The 22,992-nt window shown below is 61.8% G+C and carries 22 protein-coding genes; 14 read left to right on the forward strand and 8 right to left on the reverse strand.

All coding sequences use genetic code 11. The features are described from left to right. Window position 1: 1 nt before the first annotated feature. Window positions 2–358 carry a DUF2500 domain-containing protein gene (locus D781_RS00880; protein WP_015344171.1) on the forward strand — a complete coding sequence of 119 codons (357 nt, stop codon included), beginning with the start codon at window positions 2–4 and terminating at the stop codon, window positions 356–358. A 10-nt stretch (window positions 359–368) separates the two neighbouring features. Here D781_RS00880 and D781_RS00885 read toward each other — a convergent pair whose 3' ends face one another. Both D781_RS00885 and rsmD read right to left on the reverse strand, forming a co-directional pair. Next, window positions 369–641, reverse strand: a complete 273-nt coding sequence (locus tag D781_RS00885; RefSeq protein ID WP_015344172.1) for a DUF1145 family protein — start codon at window positions 639–641, stop codon at window positions 369–371. After that, complete coding sequence (gene rsmD / locus D781_RS00890; RefSeq protein WP_015344173.1) at window positions 631–1,254, reverse strand: 16S rRNA (guanine(966)-N(2))-methyltransferase; 624 nt, start codon at window positions 1,252–1,254, stop codon at window positions 631–633. Before rsmD ends, D781_RS00885 begins: the two co-directional genes overlap by 11 nt. A 253-nt stretch (window positions 1,255–1,507) precedes the next feature. Here rsmD and ftsY point away from each other — a divergent pair, with 253 nt between their 5' ends. The 4 genes from ftsY (at window position 1,508) to rpoH (ending at window position 6,077) form a co-directional block, all read left to right on the forward strand. After that, window positions 1,508–3,205, forward strand: a complete 1,698-nt coding sequence (gene ftsY / locus D781_RS00895; RefSeq protein WP_015344174.1) for a signal recognition particle-docking protein FtsY — start codon at window positions 1,508–1,510, stop codon at window positions 3,203–3,205. A gap of 5 nt (window positions 3,206–3,210) precedes the next feature. Then, window positions 3,211–3,885 carry a cell division ATP-binding protein FtsE gene (gene ftsE / locus D781_RS00900; RefSeq protein ID WP_015344175.1) on the forward strand — a complete coding sequence of 225 codons (675 nt, stop codon included), beginning with the start codon at window positions 3,211–3,213 and terminating at the stop codon, window positions 3,883–3,885. Beyond that, on the forward strand, window positions 3,872–4,825 hold the full coding sequence (gene ftsX / locus D781_RS00905; protein WP_015344176.1) for a permease-like cell division protein FtsX: 954 nt from the start codon (window positions 3,872–3,874) through the stop codon (window positions 4,823–4,825). Before ftsE ends, ftsX begins: the two co-directional genes overlap by 14 nt. A gap of 394 nt (window positions 4,826–5,219) precedes the next feature. Then, window positions 5,220–6,077 carry an RNA polymerase sigma factor RpoH gene (gene rpoH, locus D781_RS00910; RefSeq protein WP_015344177.1) on the forward strand — a complete coding sequence of 286 codons (858 nt, stop codon included), beginning with the start codon at window positions 5,220–5,222 and terminating at the stop codon, window positions 6,075–6,077. A 63-nt stretch (window positions 6,078–6,140) separates the two neighbouring features. Here the strand turns inward: rpoH and D781_RS00915 are convergent, their stop codons facing one another. The 3 genes from D781_RS00915 to panM form a co-directional block, all read right to left on the reverse strand. Further along, a complete protein-coding gene (locus tag D781_RS00915) occupies window positions 6,141–8,060 on the reverse strand; it encodes a hypothetical protein (RefSeq protein WP_233494149.1) in 1,920 nt (639 codons plus the stop codon). 130 nt (window positions 8,061–8,190) lie between these two features. Continuing rightward, window positions 8,191–9,408: a DUF3142 domain-containing protein gene (locus D781_RS00920; RefSeq protein WP_015344179.1), complete on the reverse strand. Its 1,218-nt coding sequence runs from the start codon at window positions 9,406–9,408 to the stop codon at window positions 8,191–8,193. After that, window positions 9,405–9,797 (reverse strand): aspartate 1-decarboxylase autocleavage activator PanM, encoded by a 393-nt coding sequence (panM, locus tag D781_RS00925; protein ID WP_015344180.1) that lies wholly within the window; start codon window positions 9,795–9,797, stop codon window positions 9,405–9,407. Before panM ends, D781_RS00920 begins: the two co-directional genes overlap by 4 nt. Window positions 9,798–10,201: 404 nt before the next feature. Here panM and D781_RS00930 point away from each other — a divergent pair, with 404 nt between their 5' ends. The 7 genes from D781_RS00930 (at window position 10,202) to ugpQ (ending at window position 17,198) form a co-directional block, all read left to right on the forward strand. After that, window positions 10,202–11,314: a branched-chain amino acid ABC transporter substrate-binding protein gene (locus D781_RS00930; protein WP_015344181.1), complete on the forward strand. Its 1,113-nt coding sequence runs from the start codon at window positions 10,202–10,204 to the stop codon at window positions 11,312–11,314. 109 nt (window positions 11,315–11,423) lie between these two features. Continuing rightward, entirely contained in the window at window positions 11,424–12,350 is a 927-nt protein-coding gene (gene livH, locus D781_RS00935) for a high-affinity branched-chain amino acid ABC transporter permease LivH (RefSeq protein WP_015344182.1), read from the forward strand. After that, window positions 12,347–13,630, forward strand: coding sequence for a high-affinity branched-chain amino acid ABC transporter permease LivM (locus D781_RS00940; protein ID WP_015344183.1), 1,284 nt, complete (start codon window positions 12,347–12,349; stop codon window positions 13,628–13,630). The genes livH and D781_RS00940 overlap by 4 nt, the downstream gene beginning before the upstream one ends. Beyond that, the gene (gene livG / locus D781_RS00945; RefSeq protein WP_015344184.1) at window positions 13,627–14,397 is read left to right on the forward strand and encodes a high-affinity branched-chain amino acid ABC transporter ATP-binding protein LivG; all 771 of its coding nucleotides are present in this window, start codon (window positions 13,627–13,629) and stop codon (window positions 14,395–14,397) included. Before D781_RS00940 ends, livG begins: the two co-directional genes overlap by 4 nt. 5 nt (window positions 14,398–14,402) lie before the next feature. Beyond that, complete coding sequence (gene livF, locus D781_RS00950) at window positions 14,403–15,104, forward strand: high-affinity branched-chain amino acid ABC transporter ATP-binding protein LivF (RefSeq protein WP_041411956.1); 702 nt, start codon at window positions 14,403–14,405, stop codon at window positions 15,102–15,104. 77 nt (window positions 15,105–15,181) lie between these two features. Beyond that, complete coding sequence (locus D781_RS00955) at window positions 15,182–16,369, forward strand: PLP-dependent aminotransferase family protein (RefSeq protein ID WP_015344186.1); 1,188 nt, start codon at window positions 15,182–15,184, stop codon at window positions 16,367–16,369. Window positions 16,370–16,460: 91 nt separating this feature from the next. Then, a complete protein-coding gene (gene ugpQ / locus D781_RS00960) occupies window positions 16,461–17,198 on the forward strand; it encodes a glycerophosphodiester phosphodiesterase (RefSeq protein ID WP_015344187.1) in 738 nt (245 codons plus the stop codon). On the opposite strand, the gene D781_RS00965 is transcribed toward ugpQ, so the two are convergent. Next, on the reverse strand, window positions 17,199–17,522 hold the full coding sequence (locus D781_RS00965; RefSeq protein ID WP_041411691.1) for a hypothetical protein: 324 nt from the start codon (window positions 17,520–17,522) through the stop codon (window positions 17,199–17,201). 151 nt (window positions 17,523–17,673) lie between these two features. Here D781_RS00965 and D781_RS00970 point away from each other — a divergent pair, with 151 nt between their 5' ends. Beyond that, window positions 17,674–18,534 carry a carboxylate/amino acid/amine transporter gene (locus D781_RS00970; RefSeq protein WP_015344189.1) on the forward strand — a complete coding sequence of 287 codons (861 nt, stop codon included), beginning with the start codon at window positions 17,674–17,676 and terminating at the stop codon, window positions 18,532–18,534. A gap of 45 nt (window positions 18,535–18,579) precedes the next feature. On the opposite strand, the gene metR is transcribed toward D781_RS00970, so the two are convergent. Continuing rightward, the gene (metR, locus tag D781_RS00975) at window positions 18,580–19,530 is read right to left on the reverse strand and encodes an HTH-type transcriptional regulator MetR (RefSeq protein ID WP_015344190.1); all 951 of its coding nucleotides are present in this window, start codon (window positions 19,528–19,530) and stop codon (window positions 18,580–18,582) included. A 126-nt stretch (window positions 19,531–19,656) separates the two neighbouring features. Here metR and metE point away from each other — a divergent pair, with 126 nt between their 5' ends. Beyond that, complete coding sequence (gene metE, locus D781_RS00980) at window positions 19,657–21,930, forward strand: 5-methyltetrahydropteroyltriglutamate--homocysteine S-methyltransferase (RefSeq protein WP_015344191.1); 2,274 nt, start codon at window positions 19,657–19,659, stop codon at window positions 21,928–21,930. A gap of 78 nt (window positions 21,931–22,008) precedes the next feature. On the opposite strand, the gene D781_RS00985 is transcribed toward metE, so the two are convergent. Beyond that, window positions 22,009–22,845, reverse strand: coding sequence for a dienelactone hydrolase family protein (locus tag D781_RS00985; RefSeq protein WP_015344192.1), 837 nt, complete (start codon window positions 22,843–22,845; stop codon window positions 22,009–22,011). Window positions 22,846–22,992 lie beyond the last annotated feature (147 nt).

Consider the following 22,992-nt stretch of genomic DNA (forward strand, 5'->3'; position numbering starts at 1 on the left):
GATGAGTAAACCCCCGCTGATTTTTATCGCCGTGGTGGCGTTGATCGCCGTACTGGCGACGCAGCGTTACTTCAGCCAGCGTAAGCAGGAGGCGGCGAACGATCGCGAGCCGGTGCGCGCCACGCAGGTTGTGGTGAGCGACAAACGCGCCTTTGCGGCCAGCACCAACCGTTCACGCCAGCGCGAGCATATCGTCAATGAAGCGATGCGTTATGAGGTGACCTTCCAGCCGCAGCGCGGCGGCGAGAGCCTGGTGGTGCGGCTGAAGCAGCCGCAGTATGAGCCGATAACGCCCGGCGCGCGCGGCACCCTGAAGATGCAGGGTACGCGCTTTATTTCATTTACCGCGGAGCAGTAAAGGCGGGGAGTTACTTCTTCTTCAGCGGCGGCTGTTTTTTCTGCCAGGCCAGCAGTTCAAACACGCCGAAGATAAAGATTTTGGCTTCCTGCCAGTAGCTGATGGGCTGATCTTTCGGCTGGGTGGATTTCAGCAATACCACCTGCAGCCCGTGCATCACCACCATAAAGAACAGCGCCACGTCGATAAAGTATTTCAGCGGCTTGGGGAACGGGTGGATCAGGTTGGTCAGCAGGAAGCCCCATACGCACAGCATCAGCAGGCGGCCCATATTAATCAGCATTTTCAGTTTTCTCTTTGGCGGAACGGATATAAAGACGGTAGGCCACCTGTCCGGCGACCTTTTCTCGATGCAGCGCCCAGTTGGCCGGCACGTCGGCGGCGGCGCTTTCGGCTTCGGCCTCCACGTACACCCAGGCCTCATCGGCCAGCCAGCCCTGCTGCTCCAGCAGATCGACGGTCTGCGCCAGCAGCCCCTTGCGGAACGGCGGGTCGAGGAACACCACATCATAGGCCTCACCGGCGTTTGCCAGCCAGTTCAATGCATTGGTGTTGATCACCTGGCCGTTGCCGTTAAGCAACGCCAGGTTTTTTTCCAGCTGCTGGGCAACCGGGCGTTCATACTCCAGCAGCGTGGCGCTGCCGGCGTAGCGCGACAGCGCCTCCAGACCCAGCGCGCCGCTGCCGGCAAAACAGTCCAGACAGCGCGCGCCCTGGATCACCGGCGCCAGCCAGTTAAACAGCGTTTCACGCACCCGATCGGTGGTGGGGCGCAGCCCGGCGCTGTTCGGCACCGGCAATTTACGTCCGCGCCACTGGCCGCCGATAATGCGGATTTGTCCGGCAGCGGCCGTCTGCGCTTTGCGGGGCGCGGGCCGCGACGATAGTCTTGCCATAAAAGTCTTAATGAATTTCGCAGATCGAGAAAAGTTAACGCTATTCTAACGGGGAGAGCGCCGCGGGGAAATAGCGCGCCGTCTGGCAATTTGCGGTTTATGCCGCGGGATGCGGCGGTGAAGATGCTTCGAACAACGGCCGTTGGCGGATTTTCAGCTGCCGGATGCGTGTTGCTCCGCGAGGGAAAGTGATAGACTCGGGGGTTAAATTATTTTCGTTATTCAGCCATTGGTACGGAGTTAGGGTCACAGCATGGCAAAAGAAAAAAAACGTGGGTTTTTCTCCTGGCTGGGTTTCGGCCAGAAGGAAGAGAAACAGCCGGAGCCGCAGGCTGAGCAGGCCGAATCTGAAGCGCCGGCGGTAGCGCCTGCGCCGGCGACCACGCTGGACGATAAGCTCCCCGCACGGGAATCCGAACCTGCCGCATCCGTCGATCTGCCGGGCGAGTGGGACGGCAGCACCGAACAGGTTGCCGAAAATGTGCCGGAGATTGCGGCGCATGCCGCGCCGGCGGCAGAACAGCAGGAACAGGACGCCGAGGCGGCGCCGGTGTACACGCAGGACGAGATCGTTGAAGCGGTGATGCCTCAGCCGGATGCGCCGGCCGACGACGCTGCAGCCAGCGATGCCAAACCGGTTGAGAGCGTTGATGCGGCCGCGCCGGCCATCGCTGAACTGCTGGTGGAGAAGGATGCGGCACCGGAAGCGGAAACCGTTGTTGAGGCTGAACCGGTCGCAGAAGCCGAACCGGTTGTCGAGGCTGAGCCGGTTGCAGAAGCCGAACCGGTTGTCGAGGTTGAGCCGGTCGCAAAAGCCGAACCTGTTGTCGAAACTGAGCCGGTCGCAGAAGCCGAACCGGTTGTCGAAGCTGAACCTGTCGCAGAGGCTGAAACGGTCGTAGAGGCCGAGCCGGTGATAGAGGTTGAACCCGCGGCGGCGGAAGCCGTTGCCGAGGCTGAGCAGGAAGAGGCTGAGCCGGAGGTGGCGGCGGTAGCGCCTGCGGCGTCTCAGGAACAGGAGCGGCCGACCAAAGAGGGCTTCTTCGCGCGCCTGAAACGCAGCCTGGTCAAAACCAAGCAGAACCTGGGCTCCGGCTTTGTCGGCCTGTTCCGTGGCAAGAAAATCGACGACGATCTGTTTGAAGAGCTGGAAGAACAGCTGCTGATCGCCGACGTTGGCGTTGAAACCACCAGTAAAATCATCACTTCCCTCACCCAGCACGCCAGCCGCAAACAGCTGAAAGACGCAGAAGCGCTGTACGGCAAGCTGAAGGAAGAAATGTCCGAAATTCTGGCCAAGGTCGATCGGCCGCTGGATGTCAGCGGTAAAACGCCGTATGTCATTCTGATGGTCGGGGTTAACGGCGTCGGCAAAACCACCACCATCGGTAAACTGGCGCGTCAGTTCCAGGCCGAAGGCAAATCGGTGATGCTGGCGGCGGGGGATACCTTCCGCGCGGCGGCGGTTGAGCAGCTGCAGGTGTGGGGCGAGCGCAACCACATTCCGGTAGTGGCGCAGCATACCGGCGCCGATTCCGCCTCGGTGATCTTCGATGCGGTGCAGGCGGCCAAGGCGCGCGGCGTCGACGTGCTGATCGCCGATACCGCCGGGCGTCTGCAGAATAAGGCCCACCTGATGGAAGAGCTGAAGAAGATCGTCCGGGTAATGAAAAAACTGGACGAGGACGCCCCCCATGAGGTTATGCTGACGCTGGACGCCAGCACCGGTCAAAATGCGGTCAGCCAGGCGAAATTATTTAATGAAGCCGTAGGGTTAACCGGCATCACGCTGACTAAACTGGACGGTACCGCCAAGGGCGGGGTGATCTTCGCCATTGCCGATCAGTTCGGCATTCCGATTCGCTATATCGGCGTTGGCGAAGGCATCGAAGATTTGCGGCCGTTTAAGGCTGACGATTTTATTGAGGCACTTTTTGCCCGAGAGGATTAATACGGATGATTCGCTTTGAACAGGTCAGTAAAGCTTATCTGGGCGGGCGTCAGGCGTTGCAGGGGGTGGATTTTCATCTGCGCCCGGCAGAAATGGCGTTTCTGACCGGCCATTCCGGGGCGGGTAAGAGTACCCTGCTGAAACTGATATGCGGTATCGAACGGCCGAGCGCCGGCCACATCTGGTTCGCCGGCCATGACATCAGCCGGCTGAGAAACAGCGAGGTGCCGTTCCTGCGCCGCCAGATCGGCATGATTTTCCAGGATCACCATCTGCTACTGGACCGTACGGTGTACGACAACGTGGCGATGCCGCTGATTATCGCCGGCGCCAGCAGCGAGGATATCCGTCGTCGGGTGTCGGCGGCGCTGGACAAGGTCGGGCTGCTGGACAAAGCGAAGAACTTCCCGATCCAGCTGTCCGGCGGTGAGCAGCAGCGCGTGGGCATCGCCCGTGCGGTGGTGAACAAACCTGCGGTGCTGTTGGCGGATGAACCGACCGGCAACCTGGACGACGCGCTGTCGGAAGGCATCCTGCGCCTGTTTGAAGAGTTTAACCGCGTCGGGGTGACCGTCCTGATGGCGACCCACGACACCGGGCTTATCGCCCGCCGTAATTACCGCATTCTGACGCTCAGCCAGGGCCGTATGATAGGAGGAGTGCAGCATGGCGAACAGTAAAAAAACCGCCAAGAGCAAGGCGCTGCGCGGCGGCTGGCGTGAACAGTGGCGCTATGCGTGGATGAATGCGATTAAGGATATGCTGCGTCAGCCGCTGGCGACCCTGCTGACGGTGATGGTGATCGCCATCTCCCTGACGCTGCCGAGCGTGTGCTACATCGTGTGGAAGAACGTCAGCACGGCGGCGACCCAGTGGTATCCGACGCCGCAGCTGACGGTGTATCTCGACAAATCGCTCGACGATGACGCTGCGGTCAAGGTGCTGGACGCCATCAAGGCCGAAGCGGGCGTTGAGAAGGTCAATTATCTGTCGCGTGAAGAAGCGCTCGGCGAGTTCCGCAACTGGTCCGGCTTCGGCGGGGCGCTGGATATGCTGGAAGAGAACCCGCTGCCGGCGGTGGCGATTATCACGCCGAAAATGGACTTCCAGAGTTCGGAAACCCTGAATACGCTGCGCGAGCGCGTGACGGCGGTGCAGGGTGTGGATGAAGTGCGTATGGACGACAGCTGGTTCGCCCGCCTGGCGGCGCTGACCGGGCTGGTGGGGCAAGTGGCGGCGATTATCGGCATTCTGATGGTGGTGGCGGTATTCCTGGTGATCGGCAACAGCGTACGTCTGAGCATTTTCAGCCGGCGCGACACCATCAACGTGATGAAGCTGATCGGCGCGACCGACGGCTTTATTCTGCGGCCGTTCCTGAACGGCGGCGCGATGCTGGGCTTCTTCGGCGCGCTGCTGTCGCTGATTTTGTCCGGCGCGCTGGTGTGGCAGCTGGAGTCGGTGGTGGCCGGCGTGGCGAAGGTGTTCGGCACGACCTTTACCCTGCACGGACTCGGCTGGGATGAGGCGCTGCTGCTGTTGATCATCGCCGCGATGATCGGCTGGATTGCCGCCTGGTTGGCCACAGTGCAACATTTACGCCGATTTACACCACAGTAAAAAATTTTTTGATATACTCTTCTCCTGCTGCGTTTGCCGTGCCGCAGGAGAAGAGCCGCTTCGGATCTTCAAAGATCCCGCCTCTGCTCAAGCGCACGAATTCCCTATCCGGCCGTCAGTTCATCGCGTATTGTCATGAACATTGCGATCGAAAAAACGGTGAACTTTTAGGGAAGAACACGGTCAAATATTGCAGCAAATGTTAAGGTGCCCGGCGTGTGGAACCGTTTTGCAATGATCACCGTAAATCACTGACTCCCCGCCAAACAGATACTCACCAGGCTCAACCGGCAACCGACAAACCTCCTTGCAGAGGCTTGGCAGCAACAGCGTTGTGGTTTGCAGCAGCAGTATCGTCACCTGTACGATCGGTTTTATTAGAGAGAGGGTTTGAATGACCAAAGAAATGCAAACTTTAGCCTTAGTACCCCAAGGCAGCTTGGAAGCCTATGTTCGGGCCGCCAACGCCTATCCGATGCTTACTGCAGAGGAAGAGCGGGAGCTGGCTGAACGGCTGCATTACCAGGGCGATTTGGATGCGGCCAAGCAGCTGATCCTGTCTCACCTGCGCTTTGTCGCTCATATTGCCCGTAATTACTCGGGTTATGGCCTGCCGCAGGCGGACCTGATCCAGGAAGGTAATATCGGCCTGATGAAAGCAGTGCGCCGTTTCAACCCGGAAGTCGGCGTGCGTCTGGTTTCCTTTGCGGTGCATTGGATCAAGGCAGAAATTCACGAATACGTGCTGCGTAACTGGCGTATTGTCAAAGTTGCGACCACCAAGGCGCAGCGCAAGCTGTTCTTTAACCTGCGTAAAACCAAGCAGCGTCTGGGCTGGTTCAATCAGGATGAAGTCGAGCTGGTGGCGCGTGAGCTGGGCGTATCCAGCAAAGACGTGCGCGAGATGGAATCCCGCATGGCGGCGCAGGACATGACCTTTGACCCGACGCCGGACGACGAAGCGCGCGACGGCCAGGCGATGGCGCCGGTGCTGTACCTGCAGGACAAAACGTCTGATTTTGCCGAAGGCATCGAAGAAGACAACTGGGAGAGTAACGCCGCCGACAAACTGGCCTATGCGCTGGAAGGTCTGGATGAGCGTAGCCAACACATTATTCGCGCCCGCTGGCTGGACGATGAGAACAAGTCCACCCTGCAGGAACTGGCTGACCGCTACGGCGTTTCCGCAGAGCGTGTGCGTCAGTTAGAAAAGAACGCCATGAAAAAACTGAAAATGGCGATCGAAGCATAACGGCTGATGCAGCCAAAAAACCCGGCAAAGCCGGGTTTTTTTATGCCTGTAATCCGGCGCGGGTCAGGATTTGGCGGTTAACGCCTTGAAGTCCGGCGCCGGGCAATGCTCGCCAAACTGACTCAGGGCGGCATCCGGCTTGCCGTTGGCCAGGTAACGCTTATACAGCGCGCGGCCGGTCTTGGCATCGCGCTTGATCACCCAGCTGGCGGCGTTGCACAGCACCGCGCCGTACGCCTGGCTTTTCGGCGGCAGTAAATCCGCGGCCTTCTGCGCCGCCGCCACCGCCTGCCAGCGATAGTGCAGGAAGCGGTTGTCCTGCGGCGGCAACGCCTTGGCGGCGCGGGCGGCTTCTGCCGCGCCGATCCAGCTTTTATGCGTCAATTCACGGGTGTCGAAGGCATCGCCCAGGTAAGAGTAGCCGGCGCCGTAAATGGCGTAATCCGGCGTCATTTCATAACCGGTCAGCTCCAGCCCCTGTTCGCGCAGCAGCGTTGCGGCCTGATAGTAAGCCTGCGCCCGCGCCAGCCTGGCGTTGCTGCTCTGGCGCGCCATGGTGAACTGCTGCGCCAGCTGCTGGGCGGCGGCGCGGAAGTTTGGCACGGCGAAGTAGTTCTGCGCTTCCTGATAGCGCCCGGCGCGCATCAGACGCCGGGCCAGCAGTTCGCGCAGCTGGATATCAGGCGTCAGCACCTGGCCGTTATACACGTCCGGCTCCACCGGCTTGATCGGCTGGCTGGGCGGCGGCACCTGTTTATCGACAAACGCCTTCAGTTCATCAATCGTCAGCACCCGCTCGGCCACGTCGGCTACGTCGGCCCAATACAGATCCTTGCTGCGGTACAGCAGCGTCAGCGCCTGCAGATAGTCGCCGCGGTTCAGCGCCAGAATCGCCTGTTCACCGGCGATCCGGCAGTCGGGGATGATGGTTTCCTGTGCATAATTTTCGCCGCGTTGTTCGCCCCAGCTTTCATCCGCCGGGAAGGCGGCCGCCGCTTTAGCATAGGCGGCGGTGGCATCCTGCAGGCTGCCGCTGCGCAGCGCCATTTTGGCGCGCAGCCACCAGGCGAGGCCGGAGTCGCCGGCGTGGCGCAACAGGCTGGCGGCGAGCGGGTAGTTGCCGGCGCGGTAGGCCAGCGCCGCCAGGCGGTCGCTGCCGTTGAAGCCGCTCTTGGTCTCGCTGTCGAGCAGCGTCAGTAAACGCTGGGTGACCTGCTGCGAACGCGGCGGAGTGCTGCCGTCATCCTGCGCCTGCAGGTTGCTGCTGCGGGCGAACAGCTCGACGGTAACCAGCTGCTGCACCAGCGGATCGGCGGCGATCGTTTTCAACTGTTCGAAGTGCTGCGGGTCGACCAGATAGCTGGCGACATACTGCAGCGACTGCCCGCCTTGCGCATCGCCCTGCGCCGCCTGCTGCGCATAGAGATGCGCGGCGCGTTTGATATCACCCAGCCAGAAATGGATGCGCGCCTGCTGCCCGAGGCTGCTGAGCGCCAGCTGGTCCGGATCGTCGCCGCCGCTTTTCACGCGGTCGATCACCTGCTGAAAGGCGGCCAGCGCCTGCTGCAGCAGCGCCGCATCCGGGCGCACAGGCGTGGCGGAAGCATTGGCATCTTCCGGCGTGCCGTAGTCATTCATCAGCAGCCGTCCGAGGGAGTAGCGCGCGCGCAGCCCCCATGCTCCCTGCTCGGCATCCGGCAGGGCCAGCACCTGATGGAAATAGTCTGCGGCGCGTGGATCGCGGGCGGCAAAGGCGACGGCGCCCAGCGTGTACTGACGCGCGGCGGCGGATAGCGCCTGGCTGTTGACGGCGTCGGCTTCTTCCACGGTTTTGGCAGCGCGCATCTGCTTAATGGCGACGGTTTCCGGCGACAGCGGCATCGGCTTCATCGGGCCGGGCGGCGGCGGCGCCTGCCAGCGCGGCAGCTGAGGGTCGACTGGCGTCAGCCGGCTGGTTTCAAAGGTGAAGTTGCCTTCCGGCATTGAGAGCAGCGTGCCGTTGCGATCGAGCAGCAGGCGATTGGGGAAATCCGGGCCGCAGGCCTGCGCCAGCGGCGTACCCAGCGTGGCGGCGATGGTGATGCTCAGCGTCAGCGGCCGGATGCGCTGAAGATTAAGGTGTAACACGAAAGCCTCCTGGCGTCAGATGTTGGCAGCGTAGCCAGCCTAGCGGGCGTGATTGCCCGGCGCGCACCAAATCGTCCCCGGTGCGGGTAAAGCGCAGCTGCGTGGCCGTCGAGTCCAGCCGGTAATGGCCGACCGCGTCGGCGGCCAGACAGTCGCTGGCCGCCAGCGTAATCGCCGCGGGCAACGGCGCATCGGCCGGCCCGTCATTGGCAATTATCAGATCATACAGGCCATTTTGCTGTGGCTGCGGGCGCATTTTTACCTGCCAGTGGCTGGTTAGCGGCTGCTGGTGGATCACCCTGCGCAGGGTCTTCATCGACCAGGCGCGGCGGTCGCCGGCCAGCGGCAGGCGGAACCAGACGATGCCCTGCAGATGCGGCAGCGGGCGTGCGGACAGCTGCTGCAGAAAATCGGCGATGCGCTGCGGTGCGACCGTCAGTTCCCGCAGGCTGCCGGCGACGCGCAGCGGGGCCTCGCTCTCCACCTGCGCGCCCTGCGCATCCACGCCGACCAGCCCCATGCCGTAGGCCGGCAGGGCAATGCGGAACGGTTTACTGGTCACCTGAGCGTAACGCTGCGTCCAGCGCAGCGCCAGCCGGCTGTCGAACAGTCCCTGCTGCGGGGAGAGTACGGCGTGCAACTGCAGTACCGAACTGTCGACCTGCTGCAACAGGGACGGCAGCTGCGGCGATGCAAGCCAGGCCGGCAGGGCGGTGATGCTTAGCTGTACGTCCGCCGGCAGCTGCCGGCGCAGGCGCTGGAGGGCATCGCGGTACTGAGGCAGGCGGGCGGTGGCAGCGTCGTGATCGATCTCAATACCGGTTACGGACAGCCCGGCGGCGCGGTATTGCTGCAACAGCTGCAGCAGGCGGTGATTCAACCGTTCTTCATCCCACTGCGGCTGCGAACCGTCCAGACGCGCCACCAGCCACAGCGGGCGGCCGTCCTGTTTCAGCAGCGCGCTATCAAGCGGCATCACCCGCAGCCCTTCGCGCGGATGCAGCTGCAGGGCGAGGATACGCAGGCTGGAAAACAGATCGCGGCTGGCGGCCAGCGCCGGCGCGTGCTGTGCGCTCCAGACTCGTTGCCACAGATAAACCTGCTGATCCCAGACCGGCGGTGCGGACAGCGCCTGATAGCGCCCGGTGAACCAGGCGCAAAGGGCCAGCAGAATCAGCAGCAGCGCCGCCGCCCAGCGTTTCATTTCTGCCAGATATCGCCTTGCGCGCTGAAGCCGCAGGCGCGCATAAAGTTTTCCACCTCGCCGCGCTCACGGGCGGCGAGATCGGCGGTGGAGAGCTGCCAGCGGGTCGCCTGCGGCAGCTGGCGCTGCATATCCTGCACCAGGTAGAGGCCGACGCCGCGGCGGCGGGTAACATCGCGTACCAGCAGGTCGTGCAGCTGCGCCGTGTCGCCATCCAGCGAAACCTTGACCGCCCCTAACAGGCGTTCGTTAAAACGCGCGCCGAACAGCGCCCGCCCGTCGCTTAACCAGGATTGCCACTGCTCTGGCGTCTGATGCGGCCAGATTTTTCCAAGGTCAATCAGGTCCTGTGCGGACAGCGCGGTTAACCGTTCGATAGTGAGTTTCATGCAACATTTCCGGACAAATTAGCGATGGCGTCAGTGTAATAGATCTTGCTGGTCACTATGTGTAACTTTTTCTGTACGGCGGGTTCGCAGAATGTTTTTCAGCACGGTGATTTTCCGAGTAAAAAATTAGTAAATAGATTGTTAACTAGTTTAACGCACTGCATAAGGGAGGAAATAGCTCATATTTCATCCATACTTTATCCTGTTTACATCGCTTGTTTCTGGATGGTCAAGTTGATTTGCAGAAGAAAATTCCTGTTTAATGGCATGAAAAATAAGGTCTTATAACAATATCTTGCCGTTTAAATGCCTAAGTCATTATTACTTATGAATAAAGCGCTAATGCGTCGGCATGGCAACACAACGGATAGCTTCACACACAACAACAGACGGGGATTATGCGGATGAAAGTAACCAAGGGTAAGGCATGGTTGGCCGCGGGTATCGCCATGGCGATCGGCCACGGCGCGCTGGCGGAAGAGATTAAAGTGGCGGTCGTCGGGGCGATGTCCGGCCCGGTGGCGCAGTACGGCGATATGGAGTTTACCGGCGCGCGTCAGGCGATCGCCGATATCAACGCCAAGGGCGGCATCAAGGGCGACAAGCTGGTGGCGGTCGAATATGACGACGCCTGCGATCCGAAGCAGGCGGTGGCGGTCGCCAACAAAGTGATCAACGACGGCATCCGCTATGTGATCGGCCATCTGTGTTCCTCCTCCACCCAACCGGCGTCGGATATCTATGAAGACGAAGGGGTGATCATGATTACGCCGGCGGCCACCAATGCCGATCTGACCACCCGCGGTTACCAGATGATCATGCGCACTACCGGGCTGGACTCCGATCAGGGGCCGACCGCCGCCAAATATATTATGGCAACCCTGAAGCCGCAGCGGATCGCCGTGGTGCACGATAAACAGCAGTACGGGGAAGGCCTGGCGCGCGCGGTGCGCGACAGCCTGCAGAAAGCGGGCGTGAAGCCGGTAATGTTCGAGGGCATCACCGCCGGCGATAAAGACTTCTCCACGCTGGTCGCCCGCTTGAAAAAAGAGAACGTGGACTTTGTCTACTTCGGCGGCTACTACCCGGAAATGGGGCAGATTCTGCGCCAGGCTAAACAGGCCGGGCTGAAGACCCGCTTTATGGGTCCGGAAGGGGTGGGCAACTCTTCGCTGTCGAACATCGCCGGCGCGGCGTCGGAAGGCATGCTGGTGACGCTGCCGAAGCGTTACGATCAGGTGCCGGCCAACAAAGCGGTGGTCGATGCGCTGAAGGCCAAAAAGCAGGATCCGACCGGCCCGTTCGTCTGGACCACCTACGCGGCGCTGCAGGCGCTGACCACCGGCATGGAGCGCAGCGGTAGCCGGGAGCCGGAGGAGATCGTCAAGGATCTGAAAGCCAAGCCGGTGGATACCGTGATGGGGCCGCTGAGCTGGGATGAGAAGGGCGATCTCAAAGGCTTCGAGTTCGGCGTCTTCGAATGGCACGCCGATGGCACCTCGACGCCGGTGAAATAACCGACCTTTCGTCTTTCACGTTGCAGCCTTGCCGGGGGAAGGCGCATCCCGGCAAGCGTGGGCGCGGCCTGTCGCGCCCTGCACTCAACGCGCAGTCGAGGGTCCGCGTATGTCTGAGCAGTTTCTCTACTTCCTGCAGCAAATGTTCAACGGAGTGACGCTGGGCAGCACCTATGCCCTGATCGCCATCGGCTACACCATGGTGTATGGCATCATCGGCATGATTAACTTCGCCCACGGCGAAGTGTACATGATCGGCAGCTACGTCTCGTTTATCGTCATCGCCGCGCTGATGATGTTCGGCATTGACGCCGGCTGGCTGCTGATCGGCGCGGCGTTTCTGGTGTCGATCGTCATCGCCAGCGCCTACGGCTGGAGCATCGAGCGGGTGGCCTATAAGCCGGTGCGCTATTCCAAACGTCTGATCGCGCTGATCTCCGCCATCGGCATGTCGATCTTCCTGCAAAACTACGTCAGCCTGACCCAGGGCTCGCGCGATCTGGCCCTGCCGAGCCTGGTGACCGGTCGCTGGGTGCTGGGGGAGAGCAACGGCTTTGCCGCCACCGTCAGCACCATGCAGCTCACTATCTGGCTGGTTACATTTGTAGCGATGCTGGCGCTGACGCTGTTTATCCGCTATTCGCGCATGGGGCGCGCCTGCCGCGCCTGTGCGGAAGATTTAAAAATGGCCAGCCTGCTGGGCATTAACACCGATCGGGTGATCTCGCTGACTTTCGTGATCGGCGCGGTGATGGCGGCGGTGGCCGGCGTGCTGCTGGGGCAGTTCTACGGCGTGATTAACCCGTATATCGGCTTTATGGCCGGGATGAAGGCCTTTACCGCCGCGGTGCTGGGCGGCATCGGCAGCATTCCCGGCGCGATGATCGGCGGCCTGGTGCTGGGCGTGGCCGAAGCGCTGACCTCGGCTTACCTGAGCACCGAATATAAAGACGTGGTGTCATTCGCCCTGCTGATCGTGGTGCTGCTGGTGATGCCGACCGGCATTCTGGGCCGTCCGGAGGTTGAGAAGGTATGAAACTCAATCTGCTTAACGCCCTGATCGCCGCGGCGGTGCTGTTTGTGATGGCCGCTTTTCTGATGGGGATGCAGCTGGGCCTCGACGGCACCAAACTGGTGGTGCGCGGCGCGGCGGAAGTGCGCTGGATGTGGATCGGCATCGGCTGTGCGCTGGTGTTTGTCTTCCAGCTGCTGCGCCCGCTGTTGCAGCAGGGGCTGAGTAAAGTCAGCGGCCCGTCTTGGGTGTTGCCGAGTTTTGACGGCACCACGCCGCGACAGAAACTGCTGGCGGCGCTGCTGATTGTTGCCGCCGTCGCCTGGCCGTTTCTGGTGTCGCGCGGCACGGTGGATATCGCCACCCTGACGCTGATCTACGTGATGCTGGGGCTGGGGCTGAACGTGGTGGTGGGGCTGTCCGGCCTGCTGGTGCTGGGCTACGGCGGTTTTTACGCCATCGGCGCCTACACCTATGCGCTGCTTAACCACTATTACGGCCTGGGGTTCTGGGAAAGCCTGCCGCTGGCGGGGATGGTGACCGCGGCGTTCGGCTTTTTGCTGGGCTTTCCGGTGTTGCGCCTGCGCGGCGACTATCTGGCGATCGTCACGCTGGGCTTCGGTGAGATCGTGCGCATTCTGCTGCTGAACAATACCGAGATTACCGGCGGGCCGAACGGCATCAGCCAGATCCCGAAACCGACCCTGTTCGGACTGGAGTTCAGCCGCAGCGCGCGCGACGGCGGCTGGGATACCTTCCACAACGTCTTCGGCCTGAAATATGATCCCAGCGACCGCATTATCTTCCTCTATCTGGTGGCGTTGCTGCTGGTGGTGCTGACGCTGTTCGTCATCAACCGCCTGCTGCGCATGCCGCTGGGGCGCGCCTGGGAGGCGCTGCGCGAGGATGAGATTGCCTGCCGTTCGCTGGGCCTGAGTCCGACCAGAATCAAGCTGACGGCGTTTACCATCAGCGCCGCCTTCGCCGGTTTTGCCGGTACGCTGTTTGCCGCGCGGCAGGGGTTTGTCAGCCCGGAGTCCTTCACCTTCGCCGAATCGGCGTTTGTGCTGGCGATCGTGGTGCTGGGCGGCATGGGCTCGCAGTTTGCGGTGATTCTGGCGGCGATTCTGCTGGTGGTGTCGCGGGAGATGATGCGGGATTTAAACGAGTACAGCATGCTGCTGCTGGGGGCGCTAATGGTGCTGATGATGATCTGGCGTCCGCAGGGGCTGCTGCCGATGAAACGCCCGCAGATGAAGCTGAAGGCGGCGGATATCCAGGCGGCGAAGGAGGATCAGCCATGAGCGCACAACCTTTGCTGACGGTCGAGGGGCTGTCGATGCGTTTCGGCGGCCTGCTGGCGGTAAACAATGTCGGCCTGACGCTGAATCAGGGAGAGATCGTCTCGCTGATCGGCCCGAACGGCGCAGGCAAAACCACCATCTTCAACTGCCTGACCGGTTTTTACCGCCCGACCAGCGGCGCGATTCGCCTGCGGGAACGCCAGCTGGCGGGGCTGTCCGGCCAGGCGATCGCCCGGCTGGGCGTGGTACGCACCTTCCAGCACGTGCGTCTGTTCCGCGAAATGACGGTGGTGGAAAACCTGCTGGTGGCGCAGCATCAGCATTTGCAGAGCGGCGTGTTCGCCGGGCTGCTGAAAACCCCATCTTTTCGCCGCGCCGAGGCCGACGCGCGCGAGCGGGCGGCGCTGTGGCTGGAGCGCGTCGGCCTGCTGGAGATGGCCAACCGCTCGGCGGGCAATCTGGCCTACGGCCAGCAGCGCCGGTTGGAGATCGCCCGCTGTATGGTGACGCGCCCTGAACTGCTGATGCTGGATGAGCCGGCGGCGGGGCTGAACCCGAAGGAGACCGCCGAGCTGGATCGGCTGATTGTCGAACTGCGCACTCAGCATCAGGTCTCGGTGCTGCTGATTGAGCATGATATGAAACTGGTGATGGGGATTTCCGACCGGATCTATGTGGTGAATCAGGGCGCGCCGTTGGCGCAGGGCACACCGGAACAAATTCGCCATAACCCGGATGTGATCCGGGCGTATCTGGGGGAAGCATAATCATGATGCTGTCGTTTAATCAGGTCAGCGCCCATTACGGAAAGATTCAGGCGCTGCATCAGGTCAGCCTGACCATCCGGCAGGGGGAGATCGTTACGCTGATTGGCGCCAACGGCGCCGGCAAGACCACGTTATTGGGCACGCTGTGCGGCGAACCGCGCGCCAGCGAGGGAACGATCACGCTGCTGGATCAGGACATTACCCGCTGGCCGACGTCGCGCATAATGCGCGAGGCGGTGGCCATCGTGCCGGAAGGGCGGCGGGTGTTCGCGCGCATGACGGTGGAAGAGAACCTGGCGATGGGCGGCTTTTTCGCCGCCCGCCCGCAGTATCTGCAGCGGCTGGAGCGGGTATTCCAGCTGTTCCCGCGCCTGCGGGAGCGCCGCGGGCAGCGCGCCGGCACCATGTCCGGCGGCGAGCAGCAGATGCTGGCCATCGGCCGGGCGCTGATGAGCCAGCCGAAACTGCTGCTGCTGGATGAACCGTCGCTCGGACTGGCGCCGATCGTTATCCAGCAGATTTTCGACACCATTGAGCAGCTGCGCGCCGAGGGGATGACCATCTTCCTGGTGGAGCAGAACGCCAATCAGGCGTTAAAGCTGGCGGATCGCGGTTATGTACTGGAAAACGGCCGCGTGGTGTTGGAAGATACGGGAGCCGCATTGTTAGCAAACGAAGCCGTTCGCTCCGCCTATCTGGGGGGCTGACCCCGGTACTGTCCGGGGCGTCGGGGCGCCTGTCGCGCGCCCCTTTTCTTACCGATTACGAGATAAAAAGATAAATCATGAACACTGAAGGACTTCTCGCCCAACGTATTATCAACGTCAAAAGCTCCGCTATCCGTGAATTACTCAAACAAAGCAAAATGCCGGGCGTCATCTCGCTGGCGGGCGGCATCCCTTCCGACGCGCTGTTTGATTTTGAAGGGCTGAGCATCGCCACGCAACAGGCGATTACCGAACAGCCGAAAAGCGCCTTCCAGTACGGTCTGACCGAAGGCAGCCCGCTGCTGCGCGAGCGTATCTGCACGCTGTGCGCCGAACGCGGCGTGCAGGCGCGGCCGGAAGACGTGATGGTCACCGCCGGCTCGCAGCAGGCGCTGGATCTGGTGATGCGCACCGTGGTTAACCCGGGCGATGTGTTTGTGGTGGAGAGCCCGACCTATCTGGCGGCGCTGCAGACGCTGGAGCTGGCGGAAGCGACGGTGATGTCGGTATCGTCCGACAGCGATGGCATGGTGGTGGATGAGCTGGCCGAGCTGCTGAAGACGCAGCGCATCAAAGGGGTGTACGTGGTGCCGACGTTCGGCAACCCGAGTGGCCTGACGCTGAGCGCCGCGCGCCGTGAACAGCTGGTCAGGCTGGCGGCGGAGCATAACTTCCTGATTATTGAGGATGACCCTTACGGCGAGCTGCGCTTTACCGAGGAGCGCAACGCCACGCTGTACCAGGTGGCGCAGCAGCTGCTGGGCCATACCGACAACGTGATTTACACCTCGACCTTCTCGAAAATTCTGGCGCCGGGCCTGCGTCTGGGCTGGGCGATCCTGCCGCCGCTGCTGCTGCAGAAGGTAGCGATTATCAAGCAGGCGGCGGATCTGCACGCCAGCGCGCTGTCGCAGAGCATCGTCGAATGCTATCTGGGCCTTGGCCGCCTGCCGGCGCAGATTGACACCATTCGTCGCGCCTACCAGCAAAAAGGCGAACTGCTGGCCGGGCTGGTACGCAGCGAGCTGGGCGACGTCATTGACTTCGATATGCCGAAAGGCGGCATGTTCCTGTGGGCGCGTTTCCGCCAGCCGTTTAACGCCACCGAATGGCTGAACGCCACGCTGGCCAACGGCGTGGTGTTTGTGCCGGGGGAATACTTCTTCGCCAACCGTCCGGACCGCGCCACGTTCCGCCTGTCGTTTGCCACCGCCAGCGAACAGGAGATGCAGGAAGCGGTGGCGCGCCTGCGCCGTTCGCTGTAACCCCGCCGGCGCCGGGCAGCACGTTATAGTGACAGCTGCCGGCGCAGGCGCGGCACTTTTTTGATACTCAACGCGGATTACGGATGGAATGATGACCCAAGCCTGGCCTTACCCTCCCATTGTCGCCCACCGCGGCGGCGGTTCTCTGGCGCCGGAAAACACCCTGGCGGCGATCGACGTCGGCGCGCGCCACGGCCATAAGATGATTGAGTTTGACGCCAAGCTGGCGCAGGACGGACAGATCTTCCTGCTGCACGACGACACGCTGGACAGAACCAGCAACGGCTGGGGCGTGGCGGGCGAGCTGCCGTGGGACAAACTGGCGCAGCTGGATGCCGGCAACTGGTACGGCGCGGCGTTTAAGGGCGAACGGCTGCCGCTGCTGGCCGAGGTGGCGCAGCGCTGCCGGCAGCACGGCATGATGGCCAATATTGAAATTAAACCTACCCACGGTGCGGATGAGGAAACCGGACGGCGGGTGGCGCAGGCGGCGCGCCAGCTGTGGCAGGGGCAGACCGATCCGCTGCTTTCGTCTTTCTCCGTGGCGGCGTTGGCGGCGGCGCAGGCGGCAGAGCCGACGCTGCCGCGCGGGCTGTTGCTGGAACGCTGGCAGGATGACTGGTGCGCACTGACCGACCAACTGGGCTGCGTGTCGCTGCATATCGCGCATCGGGCGCTGACCGCCGAGCGGGTGCAGGCGCTGAAGCAGGCCGGGCTGCGGATTCTGGCGTATACCGTCAACCGTCCTGACCGGGCGCGGCAGCTGCTGGACTGGGGCGTGGATTGCATCTGCACCGACCGAATCGATCTGATCGGCGCAGATTTTTAATTAACGCGCGCCGGCCGGCTGCGGGGCGGTGGGCACCGCCGGCGTAGTGCGGTCGAACGGATTGCGGGGCTGATTGCCGTTCGGCAACGTCTGGCTGCCGTTCGGCGTCATTTGCCGCAGGCGCTGCTGATTGTTGTCAAACTGCCGCTGCTGCTGCAGGCGGCGCTGATCCAGCTGCTGATTGTTCAGCACCCGTTGCTGCTGCTGTTGCTGCGTACGCTGATTGAGGAACTGCTGCTGCCCGCTCAGCGTTGTGACGCCGTTTTCCGCCGCCGGTGCGGTCGCCAGCAGCAGGAGCACGATGCCCCAGAGTTTGTCTTTCATCATTCACTCCTCCCGTTGGTTTAAGCTTAACGCAAAGCGGTAAAATTGCCGCGTGATGGATTATTGCTCACACGTAAACCTTATTCGTGCCGCATTGGGTGCTGCCATCCGTTACAATCGCTGTTTTTACCGTGCATAGGAAGTTCCCGTCGTGCTACTGCTGGTTATTACTACCATTTTATGGGCATTCTCTTTTAGCCTGATTGGCGAATATCTCGCGGGTCAGGTGGACAGCTGGTTTTCGGTGCTGATCCGTATCGGCCTTGCGGCCGTGGTGTTCCTGCCGTTTCTGCGCTGGCGCAACCTCAAGGGGCGGGTGATCCTGCTGTATATGCTGGTGGGCGCCTGCCAGCTGGGCATTATGTACCTGTTCAGCTTCCGCGCCTTTTTATATCTGACGGTGCCGGAGTTCCTGCTGTTTACCGTGCTGACGCCGCTGTATATCACGCTGATCTACGATCTGCTCAGCCGTCGGCGCCTGCGCTGGGGCTATATGTTCAGCGCCCTGCTGGCGGTGCTGGGGGCGGCGATTATCCGCTATCACCAGCTGAGTGAGCATTTCTGGCTGGGGCTGCTGCTGGTGCAGGCGGCCAATATCAGCTTTGCCATTGGCATCGTTGGCTATAAGCGCCTGATGGAAGTGCATCCGCTGCCGCAGCACACCGCGTTTTCCTGGTTCTATCTGGGAGCGCTGGTGGTGGCCATTGCGGCCTGGCTGCTGTGGGGCAACCCGCAACAGCTGCCGACCACCGGTCTGCAGTGGGGCATTCTGGTCTGGCTGGGCGTCGTGGCGTCGGGGCTGGGCTATTTTATGTGGAACTACGGCGCGACGCAGGTGGATGCCGGCACCCTTGGCATAATGAACAACATGCACGTGCCGGCCGGGCTGCTGGTTAATCTGGCTATCTGGCAGCAGCAGCCGCACTGGCCGAGCTTTATTATCGGCGGCGCGGTGATTTGCGCTTCGCTGTGGGTGCACCGCCGCTGGGTGGCGCCCAAAGCGCAGTTTTAACGATTGAACGCCCCGGACGATATCGCCGGGGTTTTTTTATGTCGTTCACGGTTGCGGCGCCAGCGGTTTGGCGACGGGCGGCGCGGCATTAGGGCGTGCGGCGTCGCGCACGAACGGCAGATGGTCGCAGGCGTGCTGACGGGCGGAACGAATAAACGCTTCGGTGATCGCCTGACGCTGTTCGCCGTCGCGCACCGCGGCGTACAGCCGGCTCCACAGGCCGTCGCCCAGGGTTTTGGTGATCACCAGCCCCTGACGTTCAAAGCTCTCCACCACCCAGTGCGGCAGCGCGGCGAGACCCATGCGCGCCGCCACCATCTGAATCAGCAGCAGCGTATTATCGACGCTTTTCAGTGCCGGGCTGATGCCGGCCGGCTGCAGGAAGTGGCGCCAGATATCCAGCCGCTGACGCTGTACCGGGTAAATCATCAGCGTTTCATCGCTTAAATCCTCCGGCGTGATCTGCGGTTTACCGGCCAGCGGGTGATCCGGCGCCAGCACCAGACGCACCTCAAAATCAAACATCGGCGAATAGTGCAGGCCGCTGCGCGGCAGAATATCGGAGGTCATCACCAGATCCAGCTCGCCCTGCTGCAGGGCCGGCTGCGGGTCGAAGGTGACGCCGGATTTAAAATCCATCACGACCTGCGGGTAGCGCAGGCGGAAGTTGTCCAGCGCCGGCGTCAGCCACTGGATGCAGCTGTGGCATTCAATGGCGATGCGCAGCGTGGTCTGATGCGGCTCATGACAGGCCTGCAGCGCCTGCTGGATCTGCGGCAGCACCTGCTCCGCCAGCTGCAACAGGATCTCCCCCTGGGCGGTAAAGCGCAGCGGCTGGCTTTTGCGAACAAACAGCTTAAAGCCCAGACGCTGTTCCAAATCGCTGAACTGATGCGACAGGGCAGACTGAGTCTGATGGAGTTGGGCGGCCGCGGCGGCTAACGAGCCGGTATTACGCAGTGCCTGCAGCGTCCGTAAGTGTTTAAGTTCGATCATGAGAGTCCTTCACGGTGACAGTGAATAATTTGCGCTTGTGGTGACTACAGTACCTGTTGATTATGGATGTGTAAACATCTAGACGGCTAAGTGCCCATTTGTCTGGGCCACAATGGGGAAAAGACGATGACAATTTTGAATCACACTCTGGGTTTTCCACGCGTTGGGCTACGTCGCGAGCTGAAAAAAGCGCAGGAAAGCTACTGGGCAGGTAATTCGACGCAGGAAGAGCTGCTGGCCGTGGGCCGTGAGCTGCGCGCGCGTCACTGGCAGCAGCAACAACAGGCCGGCGTGGATTTGCTGCCGGTCGGCGACTTCGCCTGGTACGATCACGTACTGACCACCAGCCTGCTGCTGGGCAACGTGCCGGCGCGTCATCACAACCAGGATGGTACCGTCGATCTGGATACGCTGTTCCGCATCGCCCGCGGCCGTGCGCCCACCGGCGAGCCGGCGGCGGCGGGGGAAATGACCAAATGGTTTAACACCAACTATCACTACATCGTGCCGGAATTCCACCAGGGCCAGCAGTTCCAACTGGGCTGGACGCAGCTGCTGGAGGAAGTGGACGAAGCGCTGGCGCTGGGGCATAACATCAAGCCGGTGCTGCTGGGGCCGCTGACCTATCTGTGGCTGGGTAAAGTGAAGGGTGAGGCGTTTGACCGCCTGACGCTGCTGCCGGCTATTCTGCCGGTTTATCAGCAGGTGCTGGCGGAACTGGCCAAGCGCGGCGTGGAGTGGGTGCAAATCGACGAACCGGCGTTGGTGCTGGAACTGCCGCAAGCGTGGTTGGACGCCTACCAGCCGGCGTATCAGGCGCTGCAGGGCCGGGTAAAGCTGCTGCTGACCACCTATTTCGACAGCGTCGGCCATAATCTGGACACCATCCGCGCGCTGCCGGTACAGGGACTGCATGTCGATCTGGTGGCGGGCAATGACGATATCGAAGCGCTGAACGACGCATTGCCGCAGGAGTGGCTGCTGTCGCTGGGGGTGATTAACGGCCGCAACGTATGGCGCGCCGATCTGAGTCGCTGGTTCGAGAGCCTGCGGCCGCTGGCAGGCCGCCGCCCGCTGTGGATCGGCTCCTCCTGCTCGCTGCTGCACAGCCCCATCGACCTGAGCGTGGAAACGCGCCTCGACGACGAAGTGAAAAGCTGGTTTGCCTTCGCCCTGCAGAAATGTGCGGAGCTGGCGCTGCTGAGCGCGGCGCTGAACGCTCCGGATGCGGACAAGCAGGCGCAGCTGGACGCCTACAGCGCGCCAATCCGCGCCCGTCGCCACTCCAGCCGGGTGCATAATGCGCAGGTGGAACAGCGTCTGGCGGCGGTCACTGCGCAGGACAGCGAGCGTAACAGCCCTTATCCGCAGCGCGCCGATGCGCAGCGTCAACGCTTCAACCTGCCGGCCTGGCCGACCACCACCATCGGTTCATTCCCGCAGACCACCGAGATCCGCGGGCTGCGTCTTGATTTCAAACAGGGGCGGCTGGACGGCAGCAACTATCGCACCAGCATCGGCGAACACATCAAACAGGCGATTGTCGAGCAGGAGCGCCTGGGCCTGGACGTGCTGGTGCACGGCGAAGCCGAGCGTAACGACATGGTGGAATACTTTGGTGAAAACCTCGACGGCTTTGTGTTTACGCAAAACGGCTGGGTGCAGAGTTACGGTTCCCGCTGCGTGAAGCCGCCGGTGATTATCGGCGACGTCAGCCGTCCGCAAGCCATTACCGTCGAGTGGGCCAAATTCGCCCAGTCGCTGACCGACAAACCGGTTAAAGGCATGCTGACCGGGCCGGTGACTATTCTGTGCTGGTCGTTCCCGCGCGAAGACGTTACGCGGGAAACCATCGCCAAACAGATTGCGCTGGCGCTGCGCGACGAAGTGGCCGACCTGGAAAAAGCCGGCATCGGCATCATCCAGATTGACGAACCGGCGCTGCGCGAAGGGCTGCCGCTGCGCCGCTCCGACTGGGCGGCATATCTGAACTGGGCGGTGGACGCCTTCAAGCTGAACGCCGCGGTGGCGAGCGACGACACGCAGATCCACACCCATATGTGTTACTGCGAGTTTAACGACATCATGGACTCCATTGCGGCGCTGGACGCGGATGTGATCACCATCGAAACCTCACGTTCCGATATGGATCTGCTGGAAGCCTTCAAAGAGTTCGCATACCCGAACGAAATCGGGCCGGGCGTGTATGACATTCACTCACCTAACGTACCGAGCGTGGAGTGGATTGAGGCGCTGCTGCGCAAAGCGGCGCAGAACATCCCGGCGGAGCGTCTGTGGGTGAACCCGGACTGCGGCCTGAAAACCCGCGGCTGGCCGGAGACCCGTCAGTCGCTGGCGAATATGGTACTGGCGGCGCAGCGCCTGCGTGAAAACGCGTGAGCCAGCGGGCAACAGGATTCAGGGCGCTGCGGCGCCCTTTTTTTGCCGCTGTTGGCGTGAGGAGACGTTCGTACGGCGTTATTTCACACCGACCACGCCGTGCTGGATAAACCATGCCAGCATGCGCTGCCAGCCGTCCTGCGCAGCCTCGGCGTTATAGCTGGGGCGATAGTCTGCGTTAAAGGCGTGGCCGGCCTCCGGGTAAACCACGATTTCCGCATCGGCGTTGGCGGCGCGGATCGCCTGGCGCATGCTTTCCACGCTCTCCAGCGGGATACCGCTGTCCTGACCGCCGTACAGCCCCAGCACCGGCGTCGACAGATGGCTGGCGATATCCACCGGGTGCTTGGGCGAATTCAGCGTCTTCTCACCCAGCAGCTTGCCATACCAGGCGACCGCGGCCTTCAGCTGCGGATTGTGCGCGGCGTACAGCCAGGTAATGCGTCCGCCCCAGCAAAAACCGGTGATGGCCAGCTTGCTGGCATCGCCGCCGTGTCGGGTGGCCCAGTGGGCGACGTGATCCAGATCCGCCAGTACCTGATTGTCCGGCACTTTGCTGACCAGATTTTTCAGCAGATCGTCGATCTCGCTGTGGTCGGCGGCGTCGCCCTGTCGGAAGTACAGCTCCGGGGCAATCGCCAGGTAACCTTCTTTCGCCAGCCGGCGGCAGAGATCCTGAATATGCTGATGGACGCCGAAAATTTCCTGCACCACCAGTACCACCGGGAAAGGTCCTTGGTGGTTGGCCGGTTTGGCGATGTAGGCTGGCAGATCGTCGCCCTGAGAAGGAATAGTGGTTTCTCCGGCGTGAATGCCCTGGTCGTCAGTATAAATGGTTGTCTCGGTCAACGGCTCGGCGGCAGGGGCGAAGCTTCCCTGCACCGGTGCGAGTGTCATCGTGTGTTCGGTTTTCATGGCGGTCTCCATCCAAGAGAGAAGCGGAGCAAAGATTAACTATAGATAACAAGACGGCCGCTTGTCATCGCCGTTTTGTGGCGTTTGTCGGCTATGCTTGAGCCAGTGAAAACATGGCTATTTGGGATTATTAATGTGATTTAAATC

Source organism: Serratia sp. FGI94, assembly GCF_000330865.1.
In the GTDB taxonomy this organism is placed as follows: Bacteria; Pseudomonadota; Gammaproteobacteria; order Enterobacterales; family Enterobacteriaceae; genus Serratia_B; species Serratia_B rubidaea.